The organism is Gilliamella sp. B3367 (genome assembly GCF_026536825.1).
GTDB classification, from domain to species: domain Bacteria; phylum Pseudomonadota; class Gammaproteobacteria; order Enterobacterales; family Orbaceae; genus Gilliamella; species Gilliamella apicola_E.
Window position 1 is genome coordinate 173,935 of record NZ_JAFNNJ010000004.1, and the last position, 21,869, is coordinate 195,803.

Below are 21,869 nucleotides of genomic sequence, written 5' to 3' on the forward strand. Positions count from 1 at the left end.
TTTTTTAAAACTATTCCACTAATGAAAATTGGTGGAATAGTTAGTTTATGTTGGTTTACAAACTATATTTATCAACACCTATTGTACTAAATTTAGTTACGTACTATTTTATTGCTAATTCTCAAACTTTTATTTTAATTTAAGAGTTAAAAATCATGCCAAATATAACTGAAAATTCAGTAAATGATTCTGAATCTCTACACGAGGTAACAGAACAGATAACTGCTTTACGCAATCTGATAAGACATCATGAATATTGTTATTATGTGCTTGATGCACCAGAAATTCCCGACGTAGAATATGATAAATTAATAAAACAACTCCAAAATCTAGAACACAATCACCCTGAACTCATCACATCCGACTCACCAACACAACGTGTAGGAGGCACACCTCTGTCACAATTTGACTCGGTAAAACATGAACTACCGATGCTATCACTTGATAATGTATTTGATGAATTAAGTTTTAACGCCTTTAATAAAAGGGTAAAAGATCGCTTACATCTCACTAGTAGCCAATCAGTTGAATACTGCTGTGAGTTAAAACTTGACGGGTTAGCGGTAAGTTTATTATACGAAAATGGACGATTCGTTCGAGCAGCAACGCGTGGCGATGGCACTACTGGTGAAGATATAACTTCAAATGTAAAAACCATAAGAACTATTCCACTGGTATTAAAAGGTGAAAACATACCTACTCGATTAGAGGTACGTGGCGAAGTCTTTATGACACACAAAGGTTTTGCCAAATTAAATGCAGATGCGGAAAAACGCAAGGAAAGAACATTTGCAAATCCTCGGAATGCCGCCGCAGGTTCATTAAGGCAATTAGATCCTAAAATCACCGCCAAAAGACCGCTCTCTTTTTTCTGTTATGGTGTTGGCATTAATGAGGGCGCAACTCTACCTGATAACCATTATGACCGTCTAATGCAATTTAAAGCTTGGGGTTTACCAGTGAGCGACAAAGTCCAGATTCGCCAAGGTGTCCAAGAAGCACTTGCCTACTTTCATGAAATTGGTGAGGAAAGAATGTCACTTGATTTTGATATTGACGGTGTAGTTATCAAAGTCAACAGTATTGCACAACAACAAGAGCTTGGTTTTGTTGCTCGTGCACCTCGTTGGGCCACAGCATTCAAATTTCCAGCGCAAGAAGAAGTAACACAGCTTAAAAAAGTCGACTTCCAAGTTGGTCGTACCGGTGCCATAACACCAGTAGCAAGACTAGAGCCGGTATCGGTAGCAGGGGTTATCGTCAGTAATGCAACGCTCCACAACAGTGATGAAATTGAGCGTTTAGGTATTCGAGAAGGTGATTATGTCACTGTACGCCGTGCAGGTGATGTGATTCCACAAATTGTTTCAGTCATCCAAGATCGGCGACCAGCTGGCACCAAAGAAATCATCTTCCCAACCCACTGCCCTATTTGTGGCTCCCTTATTGTTCGCGATGAAGGTGAAGCAATCTCTCGTTGTGCAGGTGGATTGATTTGCCCAGCACAGCGCAAAGAAGCCCTAAAACACTTCGTATCTCGCCGGGCAATGAACGTTGATGGACTTGGGGATAGAATAATCGAACAATTAGTAGACAAAGATTATGTCAAAACACCGGCTGATCTTTACAAGCTAACCTTACCAATTTTATGTTCATTAGACAAAGTCGGGCAAAAATTAGCCAACAACCTAATTAACGCATTAAATCAATCTAAAGACACGACCTTAAATCGATTTATATTCGCCCTCGGCATACCAAATGTTGGTGAAGTCACAGCTGAAAATTTAGTTAACCAATTTGGTAACTTAACGGCGATCGAAAACGCTTCATTAGAGCAACTACAAACTGTAAGTGATGTTGGTGAAGTGATCGCTGAAAGTATTATCGACTTTTTTCAAGAACCCCATAATCGTGATGTCATTGACCAACTAACCAGTCCGGAAATCGGTATACATTGGCCTGATGTCGAAGTAGAACCATTAACAATTGACTCACCATTCTCGGGCAAAACCATTGTATTAACCGGAACATTATCACAATTAACCCGTGACGAAGCAAAAGACAAACTAAAAAAACTCGGTGCTAAAGTTACTGGTAGTGTTTCTAAAAAAACCGACTTAGTGATTGCGGGTGAATCAGCAGGTTCAAAGCTTACTAAAGCAGAAGAGCTAGGAATAAAAGTCATTGATGAACAAGAAATGTTAGATTTATTAAATCAATGAATAAAAAAGGTGGAATAAATCGAGCTAATTAATCAAAATAGCTTGATTATAAACTAAGGAGAACATTATGCCTTTATTAGACAGTTTTAAAGTCGATCATACTAAAATGAAAGCACCTTTTGTGCGAATAGCTAAAACCATGGCAACCCCTAAAGGTGATGACATAACTGTATTTGATCTTCGCTTTACCATTCCTAATAAAGCACTATTACCTGAAAAAGGGATTCATACATTAGAACACCTATTTGCTGGCTTTATGCGCGACCATTTAAACAGTGATAATGTCGAAATTATAGATATATCCCCAATGGGATGCCGTACTGGTTTTTATATGAGCTTAATTGGTAAACCTAACGAATCGTTGGTAGTTGATGCTTGGTTAAAATCCATGCATGATGTGCTAAATGTAAAATCACAATCAGAAATTCCAGAATTAAACGAATATCAATGTGGAACTTATACAATGCACTCATTAGATGAAGCAAAAGCGATTGCTGAAAAAATCATACAATTCGGTATTGGTATTTGCCATAATCAAGACATCGCATTAACTGATGCACAACTTGCCACAATTAATCATTAGGAGATATTTATGCCGAATGTCGTTATCGACTTCTTAGAAGGACGCACCATCGAACAAAAACGTGAAATGGCTAAACGAGTAACAAATGCAATTGTCGAAACACTCAACTGCAAACCTGAAGCAGTACAAATTATCATGCACGAAGTGTCTAAAGACCAAATTGCCAACGGTGGAGTGCTTCGTTGCGATAAAGATTAATTAAACGATTAATCGCCCCCAAAAATCAACCTCAATATTAAATATTGAGGTTAAACAATTTAAAATATTGAAAAACTAATGACGATGTAAATGCAACAAATGCCCTAACTTATTGGCTTTGGTTGCTAAATAATGCTCATTATTCGGGTTCTCCCCTACTTCTAAAGGAACGCGCTCGGTAACCTGAATTCCTGCTTGTTCAAGCACTTTAATCTTTTCAGGGTTATTCGTTAACAGACGAATTTTTGACACCCCTAACAGCGTCAACATATCGGCACATAAAGTAAAATCACGCTCATCTGCCGCAAACCCTAATTGCTCATTTGCTTCAACCGTGTCTAAACCTTGATCTTGAAGGGCATAGGCTCTGATCTTATTTAATAACCCAATATTACGCCCTTCTTGGCGATGATAAATTAAAATCCCTTTACCTTCTTTAGCGATTTGTTTTAACGCGGCTTCTAACTGAAAACCACAATCACAACGCAAACTAAATAACGCATCACCGGTTAAACACTCTGAATGAACACGCGTCAAAATTGACGTTTCATCATTGATATCACCAAACACTAATGCCACATGATCCTTACCTGTTGCAATCTCTTCAAAACCAACAATGGTAAAACATCCCCATGGTGTTGGCAGTTTGGCTTGTGCAACATGTTTTAATTGCATTATTATCTCCAAATTTAGTAAACACATAGATAAGATTTTTTAAAAACAAATCGTTCTTCCATGTTAAAATAAATCAAATTTTATGCTTAATTGAGTTTTTAAATGGGGTTAGTAATAAAAAAAACAATAGCGGCATTAGTCTTATTTCTAATTATACCGTTATCTGTAATAGTCGTAAATTGGCATTGGCAACCGTCAGCACTTAATAATTCATCAGAATATTTCTTTTGGATAACCGAAACAGCAAGTTATCCTTGGGCAATAATCACATCAGGACTATTTTTTCTACTGTTCTGTCTACTATTGGCCAATAAAAAAAATATCTTAGTTATATTGTTAATTTTAGTCAGCGCAATGTTGGGTGGACAAATCATTAAAAGTTTAATCAAACAACAAACAGCTGAATCAAGACCATATGTTCTATGGTTAGCTAAAGAGTATCATTTTAGCGACAAACAATTTTATTCCCAAACAAGAGCTGAACGAAAAGCCAACATAGAACAGCTACTGACTAATACAACTACAATACCATCTTGGTTGTCAAAACATTGGCAACAAGAAACAGGCTATGCTTTTCCATCTGGACATACATTATTTGCAGCAACATGGGCTTTTTTAGCAATAACATTACTTAGTTTTAGACGACATTTTATAATTGTGACCGCCATCGTAGTCTGGTCAACACTGATTGAAACAAGTCGGCTATTATTGGGTATGCATTCGGCTTATGACCTGATATTAGGCGTTGTTCTTGCTTGGTTAATTGCATTAATAAGCTGTTTTTATGCTAGAAAATGGAATATAGTAGTCAGATGATTTTATAAACAACAAATTTTACAAAAAAATTTTAGTTATTTAGAGATTTTTAATAAAATAAAAAGGTTAAAATTATGAAATTAGTGATATCAATTTTATTGATAATTCTTATTTTCGCCATATCGATAACAATAGGTTCAGCTAATAACCAATTAGTCACCTTCAACTATTTAATTGCTAAAACAGAAGTTAGGTTATCGGTATTACTTGCTATTTTATTTGGTTCAGGCTTTTTAGTTGGTTGGATATTAACTGGAATTTACTTCCTAAAATCAAAATTCCAACACTCATCAACAAAACGTAAACTAAATAAATTACAGAAAAAATATGATGAAAATACGCATCAAAATTTAACCAAATTAGAAAAATAGGTAATTATGTTTGAATTGTTATTTCTATTACTACCCATAGCAGCCGGATACGGCTGGTACATGGGCGATAGAAATGCCAAACAAAAATATTTAAATGAATCTAACCGACTATCTCGAGAATATGTAGATGGCCTAAACTTTCTTTTGTCAAACCAAAAAGATAAGGCTGTTGACCTCTTCCTTGACATGTTAAAAGAAGATGAAGGCACACTTGAAGCCCATCTTACCTTAGGTAACTTATTCCGTTCACGAGGCGAAGTAGACCGCGCAATACGTATTCACCAAGCATTAATGGAAAGCGCCTCATTAACCTTTGAACAAAGACTATTAGCTATTCAACAGCTTGGTCGAGATTACATGGTGGCAGGTTTTTACGATCGCGCAGAAGAGATGTTTTTACAGCTAATCGACGAAGAAGACTTTCAACAACATGCCCTACAACAACTGCTAATCATATATCAATCAACTAGCGAATGGAATAACGCAATTAACGCTGCCACCAGACTGGTCAAACTTGGCAATGTAAAATACAAAATCGAAATAGCCCAATTTTATTGTGAGCTTGCTGCCATCGCTATTGCTAATAATGATTTGGATCAAGCTTACACTTTACTAAAAAAATCAGCGGCTGCGGACGCTAATTGTGCACGAACATCATTAATGCTTGGGCGAGTATTTATGGCGCAAGATAAAGCTGAACAAGCAATCGAGTCTTTCCAACAAATATTAAATCAAGATAAAGCATTAATCGGTGAAGCGTTACCATTATTAAAAGCATGTTACGCAAAACTTAATCAACCTCAGCTATTTAAACAATTCCTCGAAATTTGTGTCAAACAAGATACTGGCAATGTTGCCGAATTGATGCTAGCCGACATTGTTGAAAAAGACAATGGACTCGATGCAGCGCAATATTACCTTTATCGTGAATTATTAAAACACCCAAATCTAAAAGGATTCTATCGCTTAATGGATTACCATGTTGCCGATGCTGAACAAGGAAAAGCTAAAGAGAGCTTATTACTACTTCGTAACATGGTTGGTGAACAAATAAAATCAGTTCCCAATTACCGTTGCCAAAAATGTGGATTTACGGTTAACACCCTCTATTGGCTATGTCCGAGCTGTCGCTCATGGTCAACCATAAAACCAGTTCGAGATTTCGAACATCATTCAGATAATTAAAAAGAGTAAAATATGTTTCTAATTGATTCGCACTGTCATCTAGACAGTTTGGACTATACAAACAAATCGATTGATAGCGTATTGCAAGAAGCACAAAACAACGAGGTAAAACATTGCCTAAGCGTGGCAACCACACTTTCAGGCTATGAATCGATGAAAACAATGCTCATGCCATACCAAAAACAGTGCTCATTTTCATGTGGAATTCACCCACTCAATTTGGATGATGAGCCCTACGATGCCGAACGTTTTGCTCGCCTTGCTCAAGAAGACAATGTTATCGCTTTAGGCGAAACAGGTTTGGATTATTACTACCAACAAGATAATATTGAATTGCAACAAGCCAACTTTATTGAACATATAAAATTAGGCAAGCAACTAAAAAAACCGATCATTGTTCACACTCGGAATGCCAAGCAAGACACCCTAAAACTCCTAAAAGAAGAGCAAGCTTATTCCGGTGTACTACATTGCTTTACTGAAGATATTGATACGGCCAAAGCCTTATTAGATATTGGCTTTTATATCTCATTTTCTGGCATCATTACCTTTAAAAATGCCGAACCGTTACGAGAAGTAGCAAGATATGTTCCATTAGATCGCATATTGATTGAAACTGATTCGCCTTATTTAGCCCCCGTTCCTTATCGCGGGAAAGAAAACCAACCCGCTTATGTTCGGGAAGTGGCTAATTACTTGGCGGCATTAAAAGGCGTATCTCTAGAAACAATTGCAAAACAAACAACCACTAACTTTTGTCAATTATTTAATTTACAAGGGGCATTCAATGAGTAACAAATTAACTATCGATTGGGATGATTTTTTAACCAATTATTGGCAAAAAAAGCCGGTCATCTTGCGTGATGCTTTTAGCAACTTTATCGACCCAATCACCCCAGAAGAACTAGCTGGCCTTGCCATGGAAGAAGAAATTGAAAGCCGAATCGTTACCAACAATAACGGCATATGGGACGCCGCCTACGGTCCATTTATCGATTATAGTCACCTAGGTCAAGACCATTGGAGCCTCCTTGTACAAGCAGTTGACCATTGGCATGAACAAGCAGCCACATTAGTTGAACCATTCAAATGTATTCCTCAATGGCAATTTGAAGACCTAATGATCTCCTACGCCACACAAGGTGCAGGTGTTGGACCTCATATTGATAATTATGATGTCTTTATTATCCAAGGCAAAGGTTGCCGTCGTTGGCAGGTTGGTGATCGTAATCCTAATTACAAACAGTTCAGTGCTCACAAAGCGCTACTGCATGTAGAAGATTATGAGCCAATTATTGATGAAGAAATCACTGCGGGTGATATTTTATATATTCCAATTGGCTTTCCACATAATGGGGTATCAATTGGAGAATCGCTCAGTTACTCCGTAGGATTTAGAACTCAAACATCACAAGAACTACTCAGTGGTTTTGCTGATTATGTGATTGATAACTTACCCAATGGCATCTTCTATCAAGACCCAGACTTAAAATTACCAAATGATCCTTATCGAATCCAACCATATGAATTAAAAAAACTACAAGGGCAAATGATCGACCTTATCAAAAACCCAGACTTATTCAATGACTGGTTTGGTAAACACATCACTATTCCTATGCATGATCTCAACATCATTCCGGTTGATCCCTCATATGAGCTAGATGAATTTGAAGAAATCCTAAAATCTGGCGCTGAACTCTATCGTGTACCAAGTATACGTATTGTAAAAATAGAGGATACGGCTTATATCAACGGTAAAAAAATACCACTACCCATGGAAACCATCGACCTATTATGTGAAACCGATGTACTTTACTACGAACAATTACAAGATGAACAAACCCTAAATGTCATGTTGAAATTTGTTAATCTTGGTTACTGGTATTTTGACGAAGAGTAAATTTTGCTCAAAAACTATTGACTAAAAAAGTCATCGAAAAAACCACAAAATGGTGAAATTATCGGCTAATTTGTCTCAAAAATTAGATATTTATCAGAATTAGTCGAATAATTTCGCCAAAATAGAAATAAACAAAATAAAACCCGCCAATTTCAGCTTTTCATTTGGATTTTTATCATTTTTAAGTATATACTTGCCCCCGTTTTAAATTCCCGCCTTCATTTAATAATAAATGCTTATCCATTATAAATAACTTGAGGTAAACATGAACACGAACGTAAACCAGGCCGAGCACGCTGAAAGTGAACAAACTACCCCCTATCAAAAACGAACCCTATTTGCATCAACAGTAGGTTATGCATTAGATGGCTTAGATATGATGATTTTAGGTGTCTGTTTTAGCCTAATTGCCGTCACCTTCAACCTAACTAAAGCTGACCTTGGCACCTTGACGTCAGGCACATTATTAGGGGCCGTATTAGGCGGAATCTTTTTTGGAATTCTTGCTGATAAATATGGACGAGTCAGAGTATTTTCATGGACAATCCTAATCTTCTCATTATTCACCGGTCTTTGTGCTATCTCACCTAATTATGAATGCTTCCTCATTTTTCGTTTTCTAAGTGGACTGGGTCTAGGTGGTGAATTTGGTATCGGCATGACTTTAGTTTCGGAAAGCTGGCCAAAGCACAAGCGCTCAAGGGCAACCTCAATTGTCGCACTAGGCTTCCAAGCCGGTATCATCCTTGCAACACTAACTGTCAATTTTATTGGTGAAGCACACGGATGGCGCTGGGCATTTGCGATGGGAGTATTACCAGCGCTATTTGTTGCTTGGACGCGTAAAGGACTTAAAGAGCCTGAAATCTGGCAAAATCTAAAAGACCAAAATAAAAACAAAATTGCCATAGGCAAACTATTTAAAAACCCGAGAATCACCGCAACAACTATCGGATTAACCATTGCCTGTGCAGTACAAAATTTTGGCTTTTATGGCATAATGGTTTGGATGCCAAACATGATCGCTTCTGAATATCACTTACCTTTCAAAAACACCATGTTTTGGACTATCTCAACAACTATCGGCATGTCATTAGGGATCTTAATTTTTGGTTGGTTATGTGACAAATTTGGACGCCGACCTTCATACATCGTATTTTTATTGATTTCCGCCGTATCAATCTGGTTCTACTTCCAACAAAAAGAGGTTGCCATTTTAATTCTATTTGGCTCAGTGATTGGCTTTTTTGTGAACGGCATGATGGGTGGATATGGTGCATTACTAGCTGAACACTACACGACTGATGCGCGCTCAAGTGCTGAAAACATTATATTTAATGTCGGTCGTGGGATTGCTGGCGTATCGCAAGTACTGATTGCTTACTTAGCAACCATCTACTCAATCAGTTATGCATTAGCACTACTATCAGGCGCTTACTTATTATCCGCTGCCGCCTTTATATTCTTAATACCAGAAACCAAAGGCAAAGCATTAGAATAGCGATATATAAAAAAAGGGCTTAAAAAGCCCTTTCTAAATCATGTTTACCTCAAATTAATTGATATGCATACCGCCAGTAACACCATAAACTTCACCAGTGGTATAGCTTGACTCTTCCGATGCCAAATGCACATAAACACCCGCAAGCTCAACCGGTTGTCCTGCACGTTGTAATGGAGTCTGTTTACCAAATTCAGGAATCGCCTCGCTTGGCTGGCCACCACAAATTTGTAACGGTGTCCAAACCGGACCTGGCGCTACACTATTTACCCGAATACCTTTACTACCTAATTGAGCAGATAAGCCACGAGTAAATGCAATAATCGCTGTCTTGGTTGAAGCATAATCCAACAAATTGCCACTTGGTTGATAAGCTTGTACAGAAGAAGTGGTAATAATTGTCGAGCCAGATTTTAAATAACCTAATGCCGCTTTAGTTACCCAAAATAGTGAAAACACATTAATTTCAAACGTTTTTTTGATTTGCTCAGTAGACAAATGCATAATATCTTCTACCGCAGTTTGCTTACCAGCCACCAAGGTTAAATTATCAAGTCCACCTAATTTTTTATGCGCTTCTTCAACTAATTTTTTACAAAATGACTCATCGCTTAAATCACCAGGGATAAGCACAGCCTTTCGACCCGCAGACTCAATGATTTTAGCCACATCTTCAGCATCTTTTTGTTCTGCTGGTAAATAATTAATTGCAACATCAGCACCTTCTCTTGCATAAGCAATAGCTGCTGCGCGTCCAATACCTGAATCACCACCGGTCACCAACATTTTTAGACCTTCTAAACGTTGATGACCTTGATAACTTTCCTCACCACAATCAGGAACTGGTTTCATCTCATATTGCAAACCAGGGGGATTTTGTTTTTGTTTAGGAAATTTCTCATGATAATATTTATGGTTACTCATACAATATTCTCCTAAGTTAAACATGCATTTAAATTCAAATTTAACATAATAGAATCAATTAATAATCACAAAATCCTATTGTCGAGTATATTTTATATCGTTAAAATACTTAATTAATTCAATTAACTATACTGTGAAAAATAAAATCATTGATAACGAGAAAAATAACATACTTGGATGGTTTAGCGAGGACAAAAACAACAAATGCTAAAACCATGATGGGTGAAAAATTAAACACCAAACACAGTGTAACAAATAAATATACATTAAGCTAGTAATGCAGAATTAATGATAGCTATTTTTTGAAAGAACAATCAGTCGTAACATCCACAATAAGAATTCTTTTACCATCAATGTAATACGTATATTTAGCCCCCTCATTAAAATATTTCTTCAATTTACGTATTTGAGGTGAATCGGAACAATAAGATTCAACAATAGCCTTTGTAACCAATTCCCTAATATCGGGTAAAAGAAATTCGTCTGGAGTGATCCCATTAATTTCATATTTATAAACGACAACATTACCTTCAGCGTTAACATCGGATAAAGTTGTGTATTCATCTAAAGTGATGGGTAAGATTTTTTTAACTACGCTGATGGCTGCCTCTCTATAATAATCGGACTCATCAGTCTTATTATCGAAATCTAGGTCCTTTTTATCAGGATATTCATCGATGAGTTGTATTAATCTTTGGGTTTTTTCAGTACCAATAGTGTCCACAAGCTTAACAATCCCATCATTGCTATACTGTGAATACTCAAAACTTAATTGCAGCAATAAAAAAATAATTGTTATCATTCTTCACTCATCCATAATCAATAGAAGCTATTGCCGACTACCTTTTGTCTGACAATCAGCTGGCGTTAATTCAACCACAACAATCTCTTTATTATCAATAAAATAATGATAGTATGCCCCATCCGGGAACGCCGTTTTCAATTGTTGCATATCCTCCGTATTTTCACAATAAGCAGTAAAAAGTGCTTGGCGAATCGTATCGAGCGTACTGGGTAACAACATCGTATGCTCTGGCGTATTTTTAACATCATATTGATAATTGATGATATTACGATCCTTATCCTTCTCAACGCCAACCAAAGTCGTTAACTCATCAACCTCAATGGGTAAGGCTTTTTTCATCGGCTCAATCATCGAATTTTGTATTGCTGCAAGGGAATCATTTTCAACTGGGGTATTTTTTTTAGCATTATCACAACTTAACAGCAAAAAACTCACTACAAAAAACGCTAGCAATTTAAATATTTTCATAATGATATCTCACATAACGTAATAAATAGTAATTATGAATAAAGAGTTAAAAAATGCTCAAAGCAATTTAGGGAAGATGAAGAATAGTTATACACCAACCTTCATTAAAAAGCCAAAACAATCCTATCTAAATCATCAAAAACCCCGCTCCTCAACTTTTTTTAACGAACATATAAATGAATTGATGATGCTTTTAAAAAAAACAACAAAAAAATTGTTGCACTTTTTTTTAAAACGAGTATTTTGGATAAATATTTTTAAAAAATTAACGAAATAATTACAAATGAACTTTTCACTCATCGTCGTCGTCCTCATTAACATTAGCGTGGTCATTATTCCAACGCGGGGGCGTCTTTTGAGTTAAATATATGGTCATCATATTTCAAAACCCCCGCCACAAAAAAGCGGGGGTTTTTTTTTGAACAAATGGCTAAGCAAAAAGTGAGGAATGAATGTTAGGAACACAGTGGATTGTAAAAACCTTAAAAGAAAAAGGCATTACTACCGTTTTTGGATATCCTGGTGGTCAAATTATGCCTCTATACGATGCGCTTTATGATGGCGGAATTGAACACGTACTTTGCCGTCACGAACAAGGCGCAGCCATGGCAGCCATTGGTTATGCCCGTGCCACCGGCAAAATTGGCGTTTGCATTGCCACATCAGGCCCCGGTGCAACCAATATAATTACCGGCCTTGCCGATGCATTAATTGATTCTGTACCAATTATCGCACTAACCGGCCAAGTTCCAACGACACTTATAGGCACTGATGCCTTCCAAGAAGTTGACGTTTTAGGATTATCTTTAGCGTGCACCAAACATAGTTATTTAATAGATGATGCCACCCAGTTGCCAAATACCTTACAAGAGGCCTTCAACTTAGCCAATTCGGGCAGGCCGGGACCAATATTAATTGACATCCCGAAAGATATACAGCTTGCCGACCATGATTACCAAACCTATTTAACGCCAACATCCATAAAAACGCCTTCTGATAATGCTCAACTCTATCCAATCTCACCTGACGAGATAAAACAAGCCAAACAAATGATCTGCCAAGCCAAAAAACCGATGCTCTATATTGGTGGCGGTGTTGGGCTTTCTGGTGCTATCAATGAGCTACGCGAATTTATGACGCTAACCCAAATCCCTAGCGTATCGACTTTAAAAGGACTTGGCGTTGCTGACCTGAACAACCCTTATTACTTAGGGCTTATCGGGATGCACGGCGCCAAAGCGGCTAACTTAGCCGTACAAGAGTGTGACTTACTGATCGCTTTAGGGGTTAGATTTGACGACCGCGTTACTGGCAAACTTAACGAATTTGCTAAACATGCAAAAGTGATCCATGTCGATATTGATCAGTCCGAAATCAACAAACTACGCCAAACCCATTTAGGTTTACAAGGTGATATTAAACACGTATTACCGATGCTTAACCAAACGGTCTCAATTGATGACTGGCATAACAAAATAAAACAACTGAAAGCCCAGCATCCAACACGTTATGATCATCCGGGTGACGCCATTTATGCGCCAGCACTGCTCAAACGCATTTCTGAGCGCAAACCAGCTAACACCGTCATCACCACCGACGTAGGTCAGCACCAAATGTGGACAGCGCAACACATGTCCTTTACCCACCCACAAAACTTTATTACCTCAAGTGGGCTTGGCACTATGGGCTTTGGATTACCAGCGGCAGTTGGCGCACAAATGTCTAGACCAAACGACATGGTAATTTGCGTATCGGGTGACGGCTCATTCATGATGAATGTACAAGAATTAACAACGATTAAACGCAAAAAATTACCCGTCAAAATCGTTCTTATTGATAACCAACGCCTAGGCATGGTAAGGCAATGGCAAGAGCTATTTTTTAATGAAAGATATAGCGAAACCAACTTATCAGATAACCCCGACTTTTTAATGCTAGCCAAAGCCTTTGATATACCAGGGCAAACCATCAGCAAAAAATCGGAAATCGAAGGCGCACTCGATAACCTATTCAATTCGAAAGGTGCTTATCTACTGCACGTATGTATCGATGAGCTAGAAAACGTATGGCCACTGGTACCACCGGGCGCGGCAAACGAAAACATGTTAGATAAAAGCAACAAGGAGTAAGTGATGAATCAAAAAGCGACACATCAATTTACCATAACTGCCAATGATAAATTGGGTTCACTTGAACGCATTTTACGCGTTGTTCGCCACCGTGGAGGCCATATCGAACAGATGCAAATGCAATCAATTGACAATCAATTATTCACCTTGACACTGACATTAACAACCGAACGAACGCTATCGTCACTGCAAAACCAAATTACTAAATTGGAGGATGTAATAACGGTAGCGTAGTAAAGAACAAATAGATTCTTTTGTAAAAAAGACAAATTAAATTAATAAACTATAGCAGTTAAACAAAGTTATGTATAATGCACAAATTAATAAAAGCAAAATACATGCTTAATAAAAGTAAATTTAAGAGGAAAACAAAAAATGGGTACTACAGCAAAATCTGATTATATTTGGCTAAATGGCGAAATGGTTCCATGGGCTGATGCAAAAATACACGTAATGTCACACGCCCTACACTATGGAACTTCAGTATTTGAAGGTGTTCGTTGTTATGAAACTCACAACGGCCCAGCAATTTTTCGCCATAAAGAACACGCACAACGCTTACTCAACTCAGCCAAAATTTATCGTTTTCCTGTCCCTTATTCTCTTGAAGAGATCATGGAAGCAACTCGCCAAGTCATCAAAAAAAATAACCTAAAAAGTGCATACATTCGCCCATTAGTCTTTATTGGTGATGTGGGTATGGGCGTCATTCCTCCTGCTGGTTACAAAACTGATGTCATGATTGCAGCATTCCCATGGGGAGCCTACCTTGGTGAAGATGCGTTAGAACAAGGTATTGACGCAATGGTATCATCATGGAACCGTTTTGCACCAAACACTATCCCAGCAGCAGCTAAAGCGGGTGGTAACTACTTATCATCACTTCTTATCGGATCAGAAGCGCGAGCTAATGGCTTCCAAGAAGGCATCGCATTAGACGTAAACGGTCAGCTTTCTGAAGGTTCTGGCGAAAACCTATTTATCATCAAAGATGGCATATTATTTACCCCATTACTATCATCATCAGCACTACCTGGTATCACCCGTGATGCAATCATCAAACTTGCACATGATCTAGGCATTGAAGTACGTGAACAAACTCTATCACGTGAATCACTCTATCTAGCTGATGAAGTATTTATGACCGGTACCGCTGCCGAAATCACACCAGTACGTAGTGTTGACCGAATCCAAGTTGGTATTGGTCGTTGTGGCCCAATCACGAAGAAAATCCAACAAACATTCTTCGGATTATTCAATGGCAAAACTGAAGACAAATACGGTTGGTTAGATCCAATTAAATAAAATAAAAACACCGCAGCAAAAACTGCGGTGTCGTCATTATTTAACGATTTATTAATCATAGAAATACGTACCGAAAGAAATCGGTCGCTTGCATAAAAAAAATTGGGAGCAACAAATGCCTAGATATCGTTCAGCAACCTCGGTTGAAGGTCGCAACATGGCGGGCGCCCGCGCTTTATGGCGTGCAACAGGCGTAAAAAATGAAGACTTTGGTAAACCCATTATCGCGGTGGTTAACTCATTCACACAATTTGTACCGGGTCATGTTCACTTAAAAGATATTGGTCAACTGGTAGCAAAAGAAATTGAAGCGTGTGGTGGCATTGCCAAAGAATTTAACACAATTGCTGTCGATGACGGTATCGCCATGGGGCATGGCGGTATGCTTTACTCACTACCCTCACGAGAACTGATTGCCGATTCCGTTGAATACATGGTTAACGCCCATTGCGCCGATGCCATGATCTGCATATCAAACTGTGACAAAATCACCCCCGGCATGTTAATGGCGTCACTACGTCTAAACATCCCAACTATATTTGTATCAGGCGGACCGATGGAAGCGGGTAAAACCAAACTATCTGACAAAATCATCAAACTCGACTTAGTTGATGCCATGATCCAAAGTGCCAATCCAAATGTTAGTGATGCTGATAGTGAAGCAATTGAACAGTCGGCTTGTCCAACTTGCGGCTCATGCTCAGGCATGTTTACTGCTAACTCAATGAACTGCTTAACCGAAGCATTAGGTTTATCATTGCCGGGTAATGGTTCACTGGTTGCGACACACAAACAACGTGAAAAACTCTTCTTAAATGCCGCTAAACGCATTGTTGAAATCACCAAAAGTTATTACGAACAGGATGATGATTCGTACTTACCGCGATCAATAGCCACCAAAGCGGCCTACGAAAATGCCATGTCGCTCGATATTGCCATGGGGGGTTCAACCAATACCGTATTGCACTTACTTGCCACTGCACAAGAAGGTGAAATCGACTTCACCATGTCAGACATTGACCGACTATCACGCAAAGTCCCTCACCTATGTAAAGTAGCGCCAAGTACAGCTATCTATCATATGGAAGATGTGCATCGCGCTGGTGGTGTCGTCTCCATATTATCAGAGCTGGACAAAGCCGGATTACTTAACCGCAATGTCCACAACGTGCTTGGTCTAAACTTACAAGAAACGTTTGCAAAATACGACATCACCCAAACCACTGACGAAGAAGTCAAAAAAATGTATCGCAGTGGCCCAGCAGGTATTCGCACTACCAAAGCTTTCTCACAAGATTGTTACTGGGATACGCTTGATGACGATCGCCAAAACGGCTGTATCCGCGACAAAGCTCATGCCTACAGCCAAGATGGCGGACTAGCAACCCTATACGGAAACGTAGCCGAAGATGGCGCAATCGTTAAAACGGCAAGTGTTGCAGCTGAAAACTTAGTCTTCCGCGGCCCAGCTAAAGTCTATGAAAGCCAAGAAGATGCGGTTGATGCAATCTTAGGTGGACGAGTCGTTGAAGGTGATGTAGTCGTCATCATCTATGAAGGACCAAAAGGTGGACCAGGGATGCAAGAGATGCTCTACCCAACCAGCTACCTAAAATCAATGGGTCTTGGCAAAGCTTGTGCATTAATTACCGATGGTCGATTCTCTGGTGGTTCATCAGGCTTATCCATTGGTCACATATCGCCAGAAGCCGCCAACGGTGGCGTGATTGGTTTAGTTCGAGATGGTGATATTGTTGATATCGACATCCCAAATCGAAAATTAAACATCCTCGTACCTGAAGATGAATTAGAACGTCGTCGCGTAGCTGAACTCACTCGCGGTGATAAAGCCTTTACACCTCATAACCGTAACCGTTATGTCTCATACGCACTAAAAGCTTATGCAAGCTTAGCAACCAGTGCTGACAAAGGTGCGGTGCGTGATAAAAGTAAATTAGGTGGTTAACGTGAATAATAACAAACTAACCGGCGCTGATTATCTAAAAGCCACGCTATGTAGTGCGGTATACGATGTCGCTCAAGTGACACCACTAGAACATATGGAAAAACTCTCCTCTCGCCTAAAAAACCAAGTGTTTGTTAAGCGAGAAGATCGCCAACTCGTTCACAGCTTCAAAATACGGGGCGCGCAAGCCATGATTGCCAGCCTAACGCCGGAAGAACGAAAATGTGGCGTGATTGCTGCATCAGCCGGCAACCATGCGCAAGGTGTCGCGTTTTCAGCCACAAAATTAGGCATCAATTCCCTCATTGTCATGCCATTAACAACAGCAGATATTAAAGTCGAAGCGGTAAAAGGATTTGGTGGAGAAGTGCTACTTTATGGAGCCAACTTTGATGAAGCCAAAGCCAAAGCAATGGAATTAGCCAAAGAACAAAACCGTATATTTATTCCCCCTTTCGACCATCCCCTTGTCATAGCAGGGCAAGGCAGTATCGCCATGGAACTACTGCAACAAAATGCCAAACTTGACCGCATCTTTGTCCCCGTTGGGGGTGGAGGGCTTGCAGCCGGTATTGCCGTATTAATCAAACAAATCATGCCATCAATTAAAGTCATTGCGGTTGAACCTGAAGACGATGCTTGCCTAAAAGCAGCACTTATTGCCGGTCATCCCGTTGACCTTGATCGCGTGGGCTTATTTGCTGAAGGCGTCGCGGTTAAACGAATTGGCGACGAAACATTTAGACTTTGTCAGCAATATATCGATGACATAATCACTGTCGATAGTGACGAAATTTGTGCCGCCGTTAAAGATCTATTTGACGATGTGCGCGCCATTGCTGAACCGTCTGGCGCAGTGGCGTTAGCGGGAATGAAAAAATATGTTGAACAAAACAACATCTGTGGCGAAAACTTAGCCCATATTCTATCCGGCGCCAACTTGAACTTCCACAACCTACGCTACGTGTCAGAACGTTGCGAGCTAGGCGAAAAACGCGAAGTCCTGTTAGCGGTCACGATTCCAGAACAAAAAGGCAGCTTCCTCAAATTCTGCCAATTGCTCGGTGGTCGTGCTGTGACCGAATTCAACTACCGCTATCATGACGACAAATCAGCTTGCGTGTTTGTTGGCGTTAAAATTGCCAAAAGCAACGAAAAAGACGAAATCATGCAAGAACTGACCGCAGCCGGTTATCAAGTTGTTGATCTAACCGATGACGAAATGGCAAAACTGCATGTCCGTTACATGATTGGAGGCAAACCGTGCCAACCGATTAATGAACAAGTCTACAGCTTTGAATTTCCTGAATCACAAGGCGCACTACTCAAATTCTTACAAACCTTGGGTACCAATTGGAATATCTCAATGTTCCATTACCGTAGCCACGGCACCGATTATGGTCGCGTGCTAGCCGCCTTTGAAATCGACAACGCCAGCCATAGCACCTTTACCAAACATTTAACTGAATTGGATTACGGATTCCATAACGAAACAGAAAATCCTTCACTTAAACTATTCTTAACCGGTAAATAATTCAACCGCCCCCCCCAATCAGGGGCGGATTTTGTCTCAAAACATTATTGATTAACGATTAACTAATTATTAACCATGCTATTTTATTATTGATAAAAAGATTAGATTAATTTTAGCCATATCAATAAAAACCCCGCTCCTCAACTTTTTTTGAGATAAAATACCTAAAAAATAAACCCGCCGAGGCGGGTAATTGAAGCGTCGCTTAGCCGCAAAATCGCTTTTTATGGCTAAACGACGTTGACTCCTTGAGTCAGCTTACTTTTAATTGCTTAATACTATTTTTTATCACCCCCCACCCCCGGCCTAAGGCCTAAGGATTAAGGATGAAGGAATAAGAACTAAGGATAGGCACAAAGCACAAGGCCGTATCTGAAGTCGGACAAATACACAAAACCGTAGACGTTCACGAAAAACTGGCGACTACGAACCGCGTCACTAGTCCAAGGTATATCGTAGTTGAAGTTAGCGCCTGAGTATATACGCAAGAAGCCCCACTCCGCGAAAAAACCAGAACCAATTCTACGTTGGTAATAATTACCAGATGAGGAAGGGGTGGCACCTAAATTATTATAATTTGAATTTGTTAAATCACTTACGCGAGGCACACGATAACCAGTACTATTACACCAAGATAAGGTTTCAGGGTAAGTGTAAGTGTTCTGAGTACGCTTGATGAACCACTGCTTCAAAGTAAAACCATATTTAACAACAGGAGTACCATTATTATCACGACCGACCAACTCGAATGTCTGAGGCAAAGTAGTAGGTATGCCAATATAATTCGTTAAAGTAACGCGTACGCTTGTAGCAGTAGAATTAGACATTTTAACTGTAATATCACCCCGAGAAATAGAAGACCAAGACAATGGTTGATTAACACCACCAATGATTAAATCAAAGTACAATCCATCAGAACCAGTTGTAGGAAAGTTTCTACCGTAAAGTAACGGGTCAGTTGACTGAGGAATAAAACCATTAGCTGGGTCCCACATTGAAGACGGACCAGCAAAATCAATAGATGGATTACGACTATCATCACCAAGCTTACCAGGAAATAAGTTAGGCCGAGCAAAACAAACCACAGGCGAAGCCTTAGGATTGACGTAATAAGTCACATCACTAGCACTGAAAGTACTACGATTAGGAAATCCGTAACGAGTAGATAATGTACCGTTAGTACTAGATAACGTAACCTTATAAGGTGCCTTACAAATTGTTGGAACGGTACTACGTGATACAGATTCATTGTTTTTATCGACGATAGATAAACTTAAACGACCAGTAGCAGTAACGCCAGAATCACCATCATCATCCCCCCAATAATTATTAGGAGGACCGATAAGTGTACTCAAAGCGACTGAATCAGTATCAGTAGGAACGAACATACGAATATCAGCAAAACTCTGACCCTCAACGGGCAAGACGATTGGAGTTGCAGATGATGAATTGTTAGAAGGCGTGTAATTAGCTCCGTTAGATAGTGTAATCCCAAGCAGACCGTTAGTATCAACCGCACGTGTACGACCACCGTCGAAAGTCAGATAAGGTGCACTACCCTGTATCGCATTTCTAGTTGTCTGTGATGTCAATGCGTGACCCGAAAAAGGAAGGAAAAAGACCACGAAAAAAACAATCTGCCGGGATAATTGGGAAAAGGATCGAATAAAGGATCCGAAAAAGGATCGCGCGAAAATTCGCAGAATTTTACTTGATTGCGTGGAAAAATAAGTTTTAGTGAAAAATTTAAACTGGGTGCTGGACTTAGACGAATTTAAAAGATAGGTTTGGCAGGTTGGCTGTTGGCTGTTGGCTGTTGAAAATTATAATGCATTTTAGACTATCCCGTCAAGTAATTTTTTGATTAATTTACAATTTTATACTTTTCTGTCAAATTTTAGCCTTTTAGCTAAAACCGTGTAAAAAGTATAGTGATTGGAAAAACACGATGCAACACTTTTTTTCGCTCATTTACGTTAACTTTTGTAAATAGGATCTAAAAAGGATCTAAATTATAATTATTTAACTATTGTTTTAATTGAATATATCGAAGTTACAAATCTTTAAAATTAGAGCAATTGATCCTCAAAAATTTTATTTTAAGGCTTTGAATTAGAAATTTAGTGAGTTTGATCATTTAATAATTTTTAAGTGAAATTTAAAACTTCAAAAACCCCGTTCCTCAACTTTTTTTGAGATAAAATACAAAAAAATAAACCCGCCTAGGCGGGTAATTCAAACGTCGCTTAGCCGCAAAATCGCTTTTTTTATGGCTAAACGCGTTGACTCCTTGAGTCAGCTTACTTTTAATCACTCAACACTATTTTTTATCACCCCCCACCCCGGCCTAAGGATTAAGGACGAAGAAATAAGAACTAAGGATAGGCACAAAGCACGTAGAGGTAGAGGTAGCGGCTGTTGTTGTAGAACCAATACACATTACCGTGGTCTGTGTAGACGGTAAACTGCTCACTACCATTCGGGTTACTACCCAGGTCACTAGTCCAGTACACACGTTTGCCGAAGCCAACGCCAGAGTAATCGGCCATTTTGCCCCACTCCGTGAAAAAACCTGAACCTATATGACGCATATAATGATTACCCGGCGAGGAAGGGGTGGCGCCAGAGATAAGAGGAGCGTATATACGAACTGCATTAGTTAAATCCTTTACCTTAGGTACTCGATAACCAATACGACTACACCAAGATGAGGTATCAAAATAAGTGTATTTTTCTGTACCCCTGTTGACGAACCACTGCTTCAAAGTAAAACCATATTTGACGACAGGAGTACCATTACTATCACGACCGACCAACTCGAAAGTCTGAGGCAAAGGTGGAGTGGAAATACGACCAGGATAGGATGAACTATGCTGGGATGTGGTAGCGTAAGGACCCGTTAAAGTAACGCGTACGCTTGTAGCAGTAGGATTAGACATTGTAGCTGTGATACCACCATGAGAAACCGGTGACCAAGACAATGGCTGACTACTACCACTAATGAGTAAATCAAAGTACAATCCATTACCGCCAGTTGTAGGAAAGTTTTGACCGTAATAGCGAGGGTCTGTTTTTTGTGTGAGAAAACCTTTATTAGGGTCCCACATCGAAGCTGGGCCAGCAAAATCCCAAGATAGGTTATCCCTATCATCACCACGCTTACCATTTTTTAAATTAGGCCGAGCAAAACAAACCACCGGCGCAGCCTTAGGATTGACGTAATAAATCTCACTACGGGCACTGAAAGTACTACGATTAGGAAATCCGTAACGAGTAGATAATGTACC

The 21,869-nt window shown here is 39.3% G+C and carries 19 protein-coding genes and 1 pseudogene; 14 read left to right on the forward strand and 6 right to left on the reverse strand.

Features of this window, described 5'->3' with window-relative positions; all coding sequences use genetic code 11:
- Positions 1-155: 155 nt before the first annotated feature.
- The 3 genes from ligA to J3U23_RS08125 all read left to right on the forward strand — a co-directional run bounded on the left by ligA (position 156) and on the right by J3U23_RS08125 (position 3,003).
- Positions 156-2,222, forward strand: coding sequence for an NAD-dependent DNA ligase LigA (gene ligA, locus J3U23_RS08115; RefSeq protein WP_267330667.1), 2,067 nt, complete (start codon positions 156-158; stop codon positions 2,220-2,222).
- Positions 2,223-2,289: 67 nt separating this feature from the next.
- Complete coding sequence (gene luxS, locus J3U23_RS08120; RefSeq protein ID WP_267338979.1) at positions 2,290-2,805, forward strand: S-ribosylhomocysteine lyase; 516 nt, start codon at positions 2,290-2,292, stop codon at positions 2,803-2,805.
- A gap of 9 nt (positions 2,806-2,814) precedes the next feature.
- Complete coding sequence (locus tag J3U23_RS08125) at positions 2,815-3,003, forward strand: 2-hydroxymuconate tautomerase (RefSeq protein ID WP_267338980.1); 189 nt, start codon at positions 2,815-2,817, stop codon at positions 3,001-3,003.
- A 75-nt stretch (positions 3,004-3,078) separates the two neighbouring features.
- Here the strand turns inward: J3U23_RS08125 and ribA are convergent, their stop codons facing one another.
- Positions 3,079-3,678: a GTP cyclohydrolase II gene (ribA, locus tag J3U23_RS08130; RefSeq protein WP_220225787.1), complete on the reverse strand. Its 600-nt coding sequence runs from the start codon at positions 3,676-3,678 to the stop codon at positions 3,079-3,081.
- A 102-nt stretch (positions 3,679-3,780) separates the two neighbouring features.
- Here ribA and J3U23_RS08135 point away from each other — a divergent pair, with 102 nt between their 5' ends.
- From J3U23_RS08135 to J3U23_RS08160, 6 genes are all read left to right on the forward strand, one after another.
- Positions 3,781-4,494 (forward strand): phosphatase PAP2 family protein, encoded by a 714-nt coding sequence (locus tag J3U23_RS08135; protein WP_065563405.1) that lies wholly within the window; start codon positions 3,781-3,783, stop codon positions 4,492-4,494.
- A 74-nt stretch (positions 4,495-4,568) separates the two neighbouring features.
- Positions 4,569-4,865, forward strand: a complete 297-nt coding sequence (locus J3U23_RS08140; protein WP_065563404.1) for a LapA family protein — start codon at positions 4,569-4,571, stop codon at positions 4,863-4,865.
- Positions 4,866-4,871: 6 nt separating this feature from the next.
- The gene (lapB, locus tag J3U23_RS08145) at positions 4,872-6,050 is read left to right on the forward strand and encodes a lipopolysaccharide assembly protein LapB (protein ID WP_065563403.1); all 1,179 of its coding nucleotides are present in this window, start codon (positions 4,872-4,874) and stop codon (positions 6,048-6,050) included.
- Between the two features lie 12 nt (positions 6,051-6,062).
- Positions 6,063-6,845, forward strand: coding sequence for a YchF/TatD family DNA exonuclease (locus J3U23_RS08150; RefSeq protein ID WP_065733782.1), 783 nt, complete (start codon positions 6,063-6,065; stop codon positions 6,843-6,845).
- Complete coding sequence (locus tag J3U23_RS08155) at positions 6,838-7,950, forward strand: cupin domain-containing protein (protein WP_267338982.1); 1,113 nt, start codon at positions 6,838-6,840, stop codon at positions 7,948-7,950. Before J3U23_RS08150 ends, J3U23_RS08155 begins: the two co-directional genes overlap by 8 nt.
- 265 nt (positions 7,951-8,215) lie before the next feature.
- A complete protein-coding gene (locus tag J3U23_RS08160; RefSeq protein WP_267330670.1) occupies positions 8,216-9,451 on the forward strand; it encodes an MFS transporter in 1,236 nt (411 codons plus the stop codon).
- Positions 9,452-9,505: 54 nt separating this feature from the next.
- Here J3U23_RS08160 and J3U23_RS08165 read toward each other — a convergent pair whose 3' ends face one another.
- From J3U23_RS08165 to J3U23_RS08175, 3 genes are all read right to left on the reverse strand, one after another.
- A complete protein-coding gene (locus J3U23_RS08165) occupies positions 9,506-10,375 on the reverse strand; it encodes an SDR family oxidoreductase (RefSeq protein WP_065563399.1) in 870 nt (289 codons plus the stop codon).
- A 295-nt stretch (positions 10,376-10,670) separates the two neighbouring features.
- Positions 10,671-11,177: a hypothetical protein gene (locus J3U23_RS08170; protein ID WP_267338983.1), complete on the reverse strand. Its 507-nt coding sequence runs from the start codon at positions 11,175-11,177 to the stop codon at positions 10,671-10,673.
- Between the two features lie 27 nt (positions 11,178-11,204).
- Positions 11,205-11,648, reverse strand: a complete 444-nt coding sequence (locus J3U23_RS08175) for a hypothetical protein (protein WP_065733778.1) — start codon at positions 11,646-11,648, stop codon at positions 11,205-11,207.
- 452 nt (positions 11,649-12,100) lie between these two features.
- On the opposite strand from J3U23_RS08175, the gene ilvG reads away from it, so the two are divergent.
- From ilvG to ilvA, 5 genes are all read left to right on the forward strand, one after another.
- A complete protein-coding gene (gene ilvG, locus J3U23_RS08180; RefSeq protein WP_220225781.1) occupies positions 12,101-13,777 on the forward strand; it encodes an acetolactate synthase 2 catalytic subunit in 1,677 nt (558 codons plus the stop codon).
- Positions 13,778-13,780: 3 nt separating this feature from the next.
- Positions 13,781-14,011, forward strand: coding sequence for an acetolactate synthase 2 small subunit (gene ilvM / locus J3U23_RS08185; RefSeq protein WP_065563395.1), 231 nt, complete (start codon positions 13,781-13,783; stop codon positions 14,009-14,011).
- 141 nt (positions 14,012-14,152) lie between these two features.
- On the forward strand, positions 14,153-15,082 hold the full coding sequence (locus J3U23_RS08190) for a branched-chain amino acid transaminase (protein ID WP_267338984.1): 930 nt from the start codon (positions 14,153-14,155) through the stop codon (positions 15,080-15,082).
- 115 nt (positions 15,083-15,197) lie between these two features.
- Positions 15,198-17,048, forward strand: a complete 1,851-nt coding sequence (ilvD, locus tag J3U23_RS08195) for a dihydroxy-acid dehydratase (RefSeq protein WP_065733774.1) — start codon at positions 15,198-15,200, stop codon at positions 17,046-17,048.
- Position 17,049: 1 nt separating this feature from the next.
- Positions 17,050-18,582: a threonine ammonia-lyase, biosynthetic gene (gene ilvA, locus J3U23_RS08200; RefSeq protein WP_267330676.1), complete on the forward strand. Its 1,533-nt coding sequence runs from the start codon at positions 17,050-17,052 to the stop codon at positions 18,580-18,582.
- Positions 18,583-18,923: 341 nt separating this feature from the next.
- Here the strand turns inward: ilvA and J3U23_RS08205 are convergent, their stop codons facing one another.
- Both J3U23_RS08205 and J3U23_RS08210 read right to left on the reverse strand, forming a co-directional pair.
- Complete coding sequence (locus J3U23_RS08205) at positions 18,924-20,207, reverse strand: hypothetical protein (protein ID WP_267338985.1); 1,284 nt, start codon at positions 20,205-20,207, stop codon at positions 18,924-18,926.
- Between the two features lie 750 nt (positions 20,208-20,957).
- A pseudogene (locus J3U23_RS08210) lies at positions 20,958-21,869 on the reverse strand (hypothetical protein); the annotation flags it as partial.

Bases quoted from the DNA above. Each gene is read 5' to 3' on its own strand.
- J3U23_RS08140 (WP_065563404.1), top strand. From the start codon at position 4,569: ATGAAATTAGTGATATCAATTTTATTGATAATTCTTATTTTCGCCATA.
- J3U23_RS08175 (WP_065733778.1), bottom strand. From the start codon at position 11,648: ATGAAAATATTTAAATTGCTAGCGTTTTTTGTAGTGAGTTTTTTGCTG.
- J3U23_RS08125 (WP_267338980.1), top strand. From the start codon at position 2,815: ATGCCGAATGTCGTTATCGACTTCTTAGAAGGACGCACCATCGAACAA.
- J3U23_RS08155 (WP_267338982.1), top strand. From the start codon at position 6,838: ATGAGTAACAAATTAACTATCGATTGGGATGATTTTTTAACCAATTAT.
- J3U23_RS08165 (WP_065563399.1), bottom strand. From the start codon at position 10,375: ATGAGTAACCATAAATATTATCATGAGAAATTTCCTAAACAAAAACAA.
- ligA (WP_267330667.1), top strand. From the start codon at position 156: ATGCCAAATATAACTGAAAATTCAGTAAATGATTCTGAATCTCTACAC.
- J3U23_RS08190 (WP_267338984.1), top strand. From the start codon at position 14,153: ATGGGTACTACAGCAAAATCTGATTATATTTGGCTAAATGGCGAAATG.
- ilvM (WP_065563395.1), top strand. From the start codon at position 13,781: ATGAATCAAAAAGCGACACATCAATTTACCATAACTGCCAATGATAAA.
- luxS (WP_267338979.1), top strand. From the start codon at position 2,290: ATGCCTTTATTAGACAGTTTTAAAGTCGATCATACTAAAATGAAAGCA.
- J3U23_RS08160 (WP_267330670.1), top strand. From the start codon at position 8,216: ATGAACACGAACGTAAACCAGGCCGAGCACGCTGAAAGTGAACAAACT.
- J3U23_RS08135 (WP_065563405.1), top strand. From the start codon at position 3,781: ATGGGGTTAGTAATAAAAAAAACAATAGCGGCATTAGTCTTATTTCTA.
- J3U23_RS08170 (WP_267338983.1), bottom strand. From the start codon at position 11,177: ATGATAACAATTATTTTTTTATTGCTGCAATTAAGTTTTGAGTATTCA.
- lapB (WP_065563403.1), top strand. From the start codon at position 4,872: ATGTTTGAATTGTTATTTCTATTACTACCCATAGCAGCCGGATACGGC.
- ilvD (WP_065733774.1), top strand. From the start codon at position 15,198: ATGCCTAGATATCGTTCAGCAACCTCGGTTGAAGGTCGCAACATGGCG.
- J3U23_RS08150 (WP_065733782.1), top strand. From the start codon at position 6,063: ATGTTTCTAATTGATTCGCACTGTCATCTAGACAGTTTGGACTATACA.
- ilvG (WP_220225781.1), top strand. From the start codon at position 12,101: ATGTTAGGAACACAGTGGATTGTAAAAACCTTAAAAGAAAAAGGCATT.
- ribA (WP_220225787.1), bottom strand. From the start codon at position 3,678: ATGCAATTAAAACATGTTGCACAAGCCAAACTGCCAACACCATGGGGA.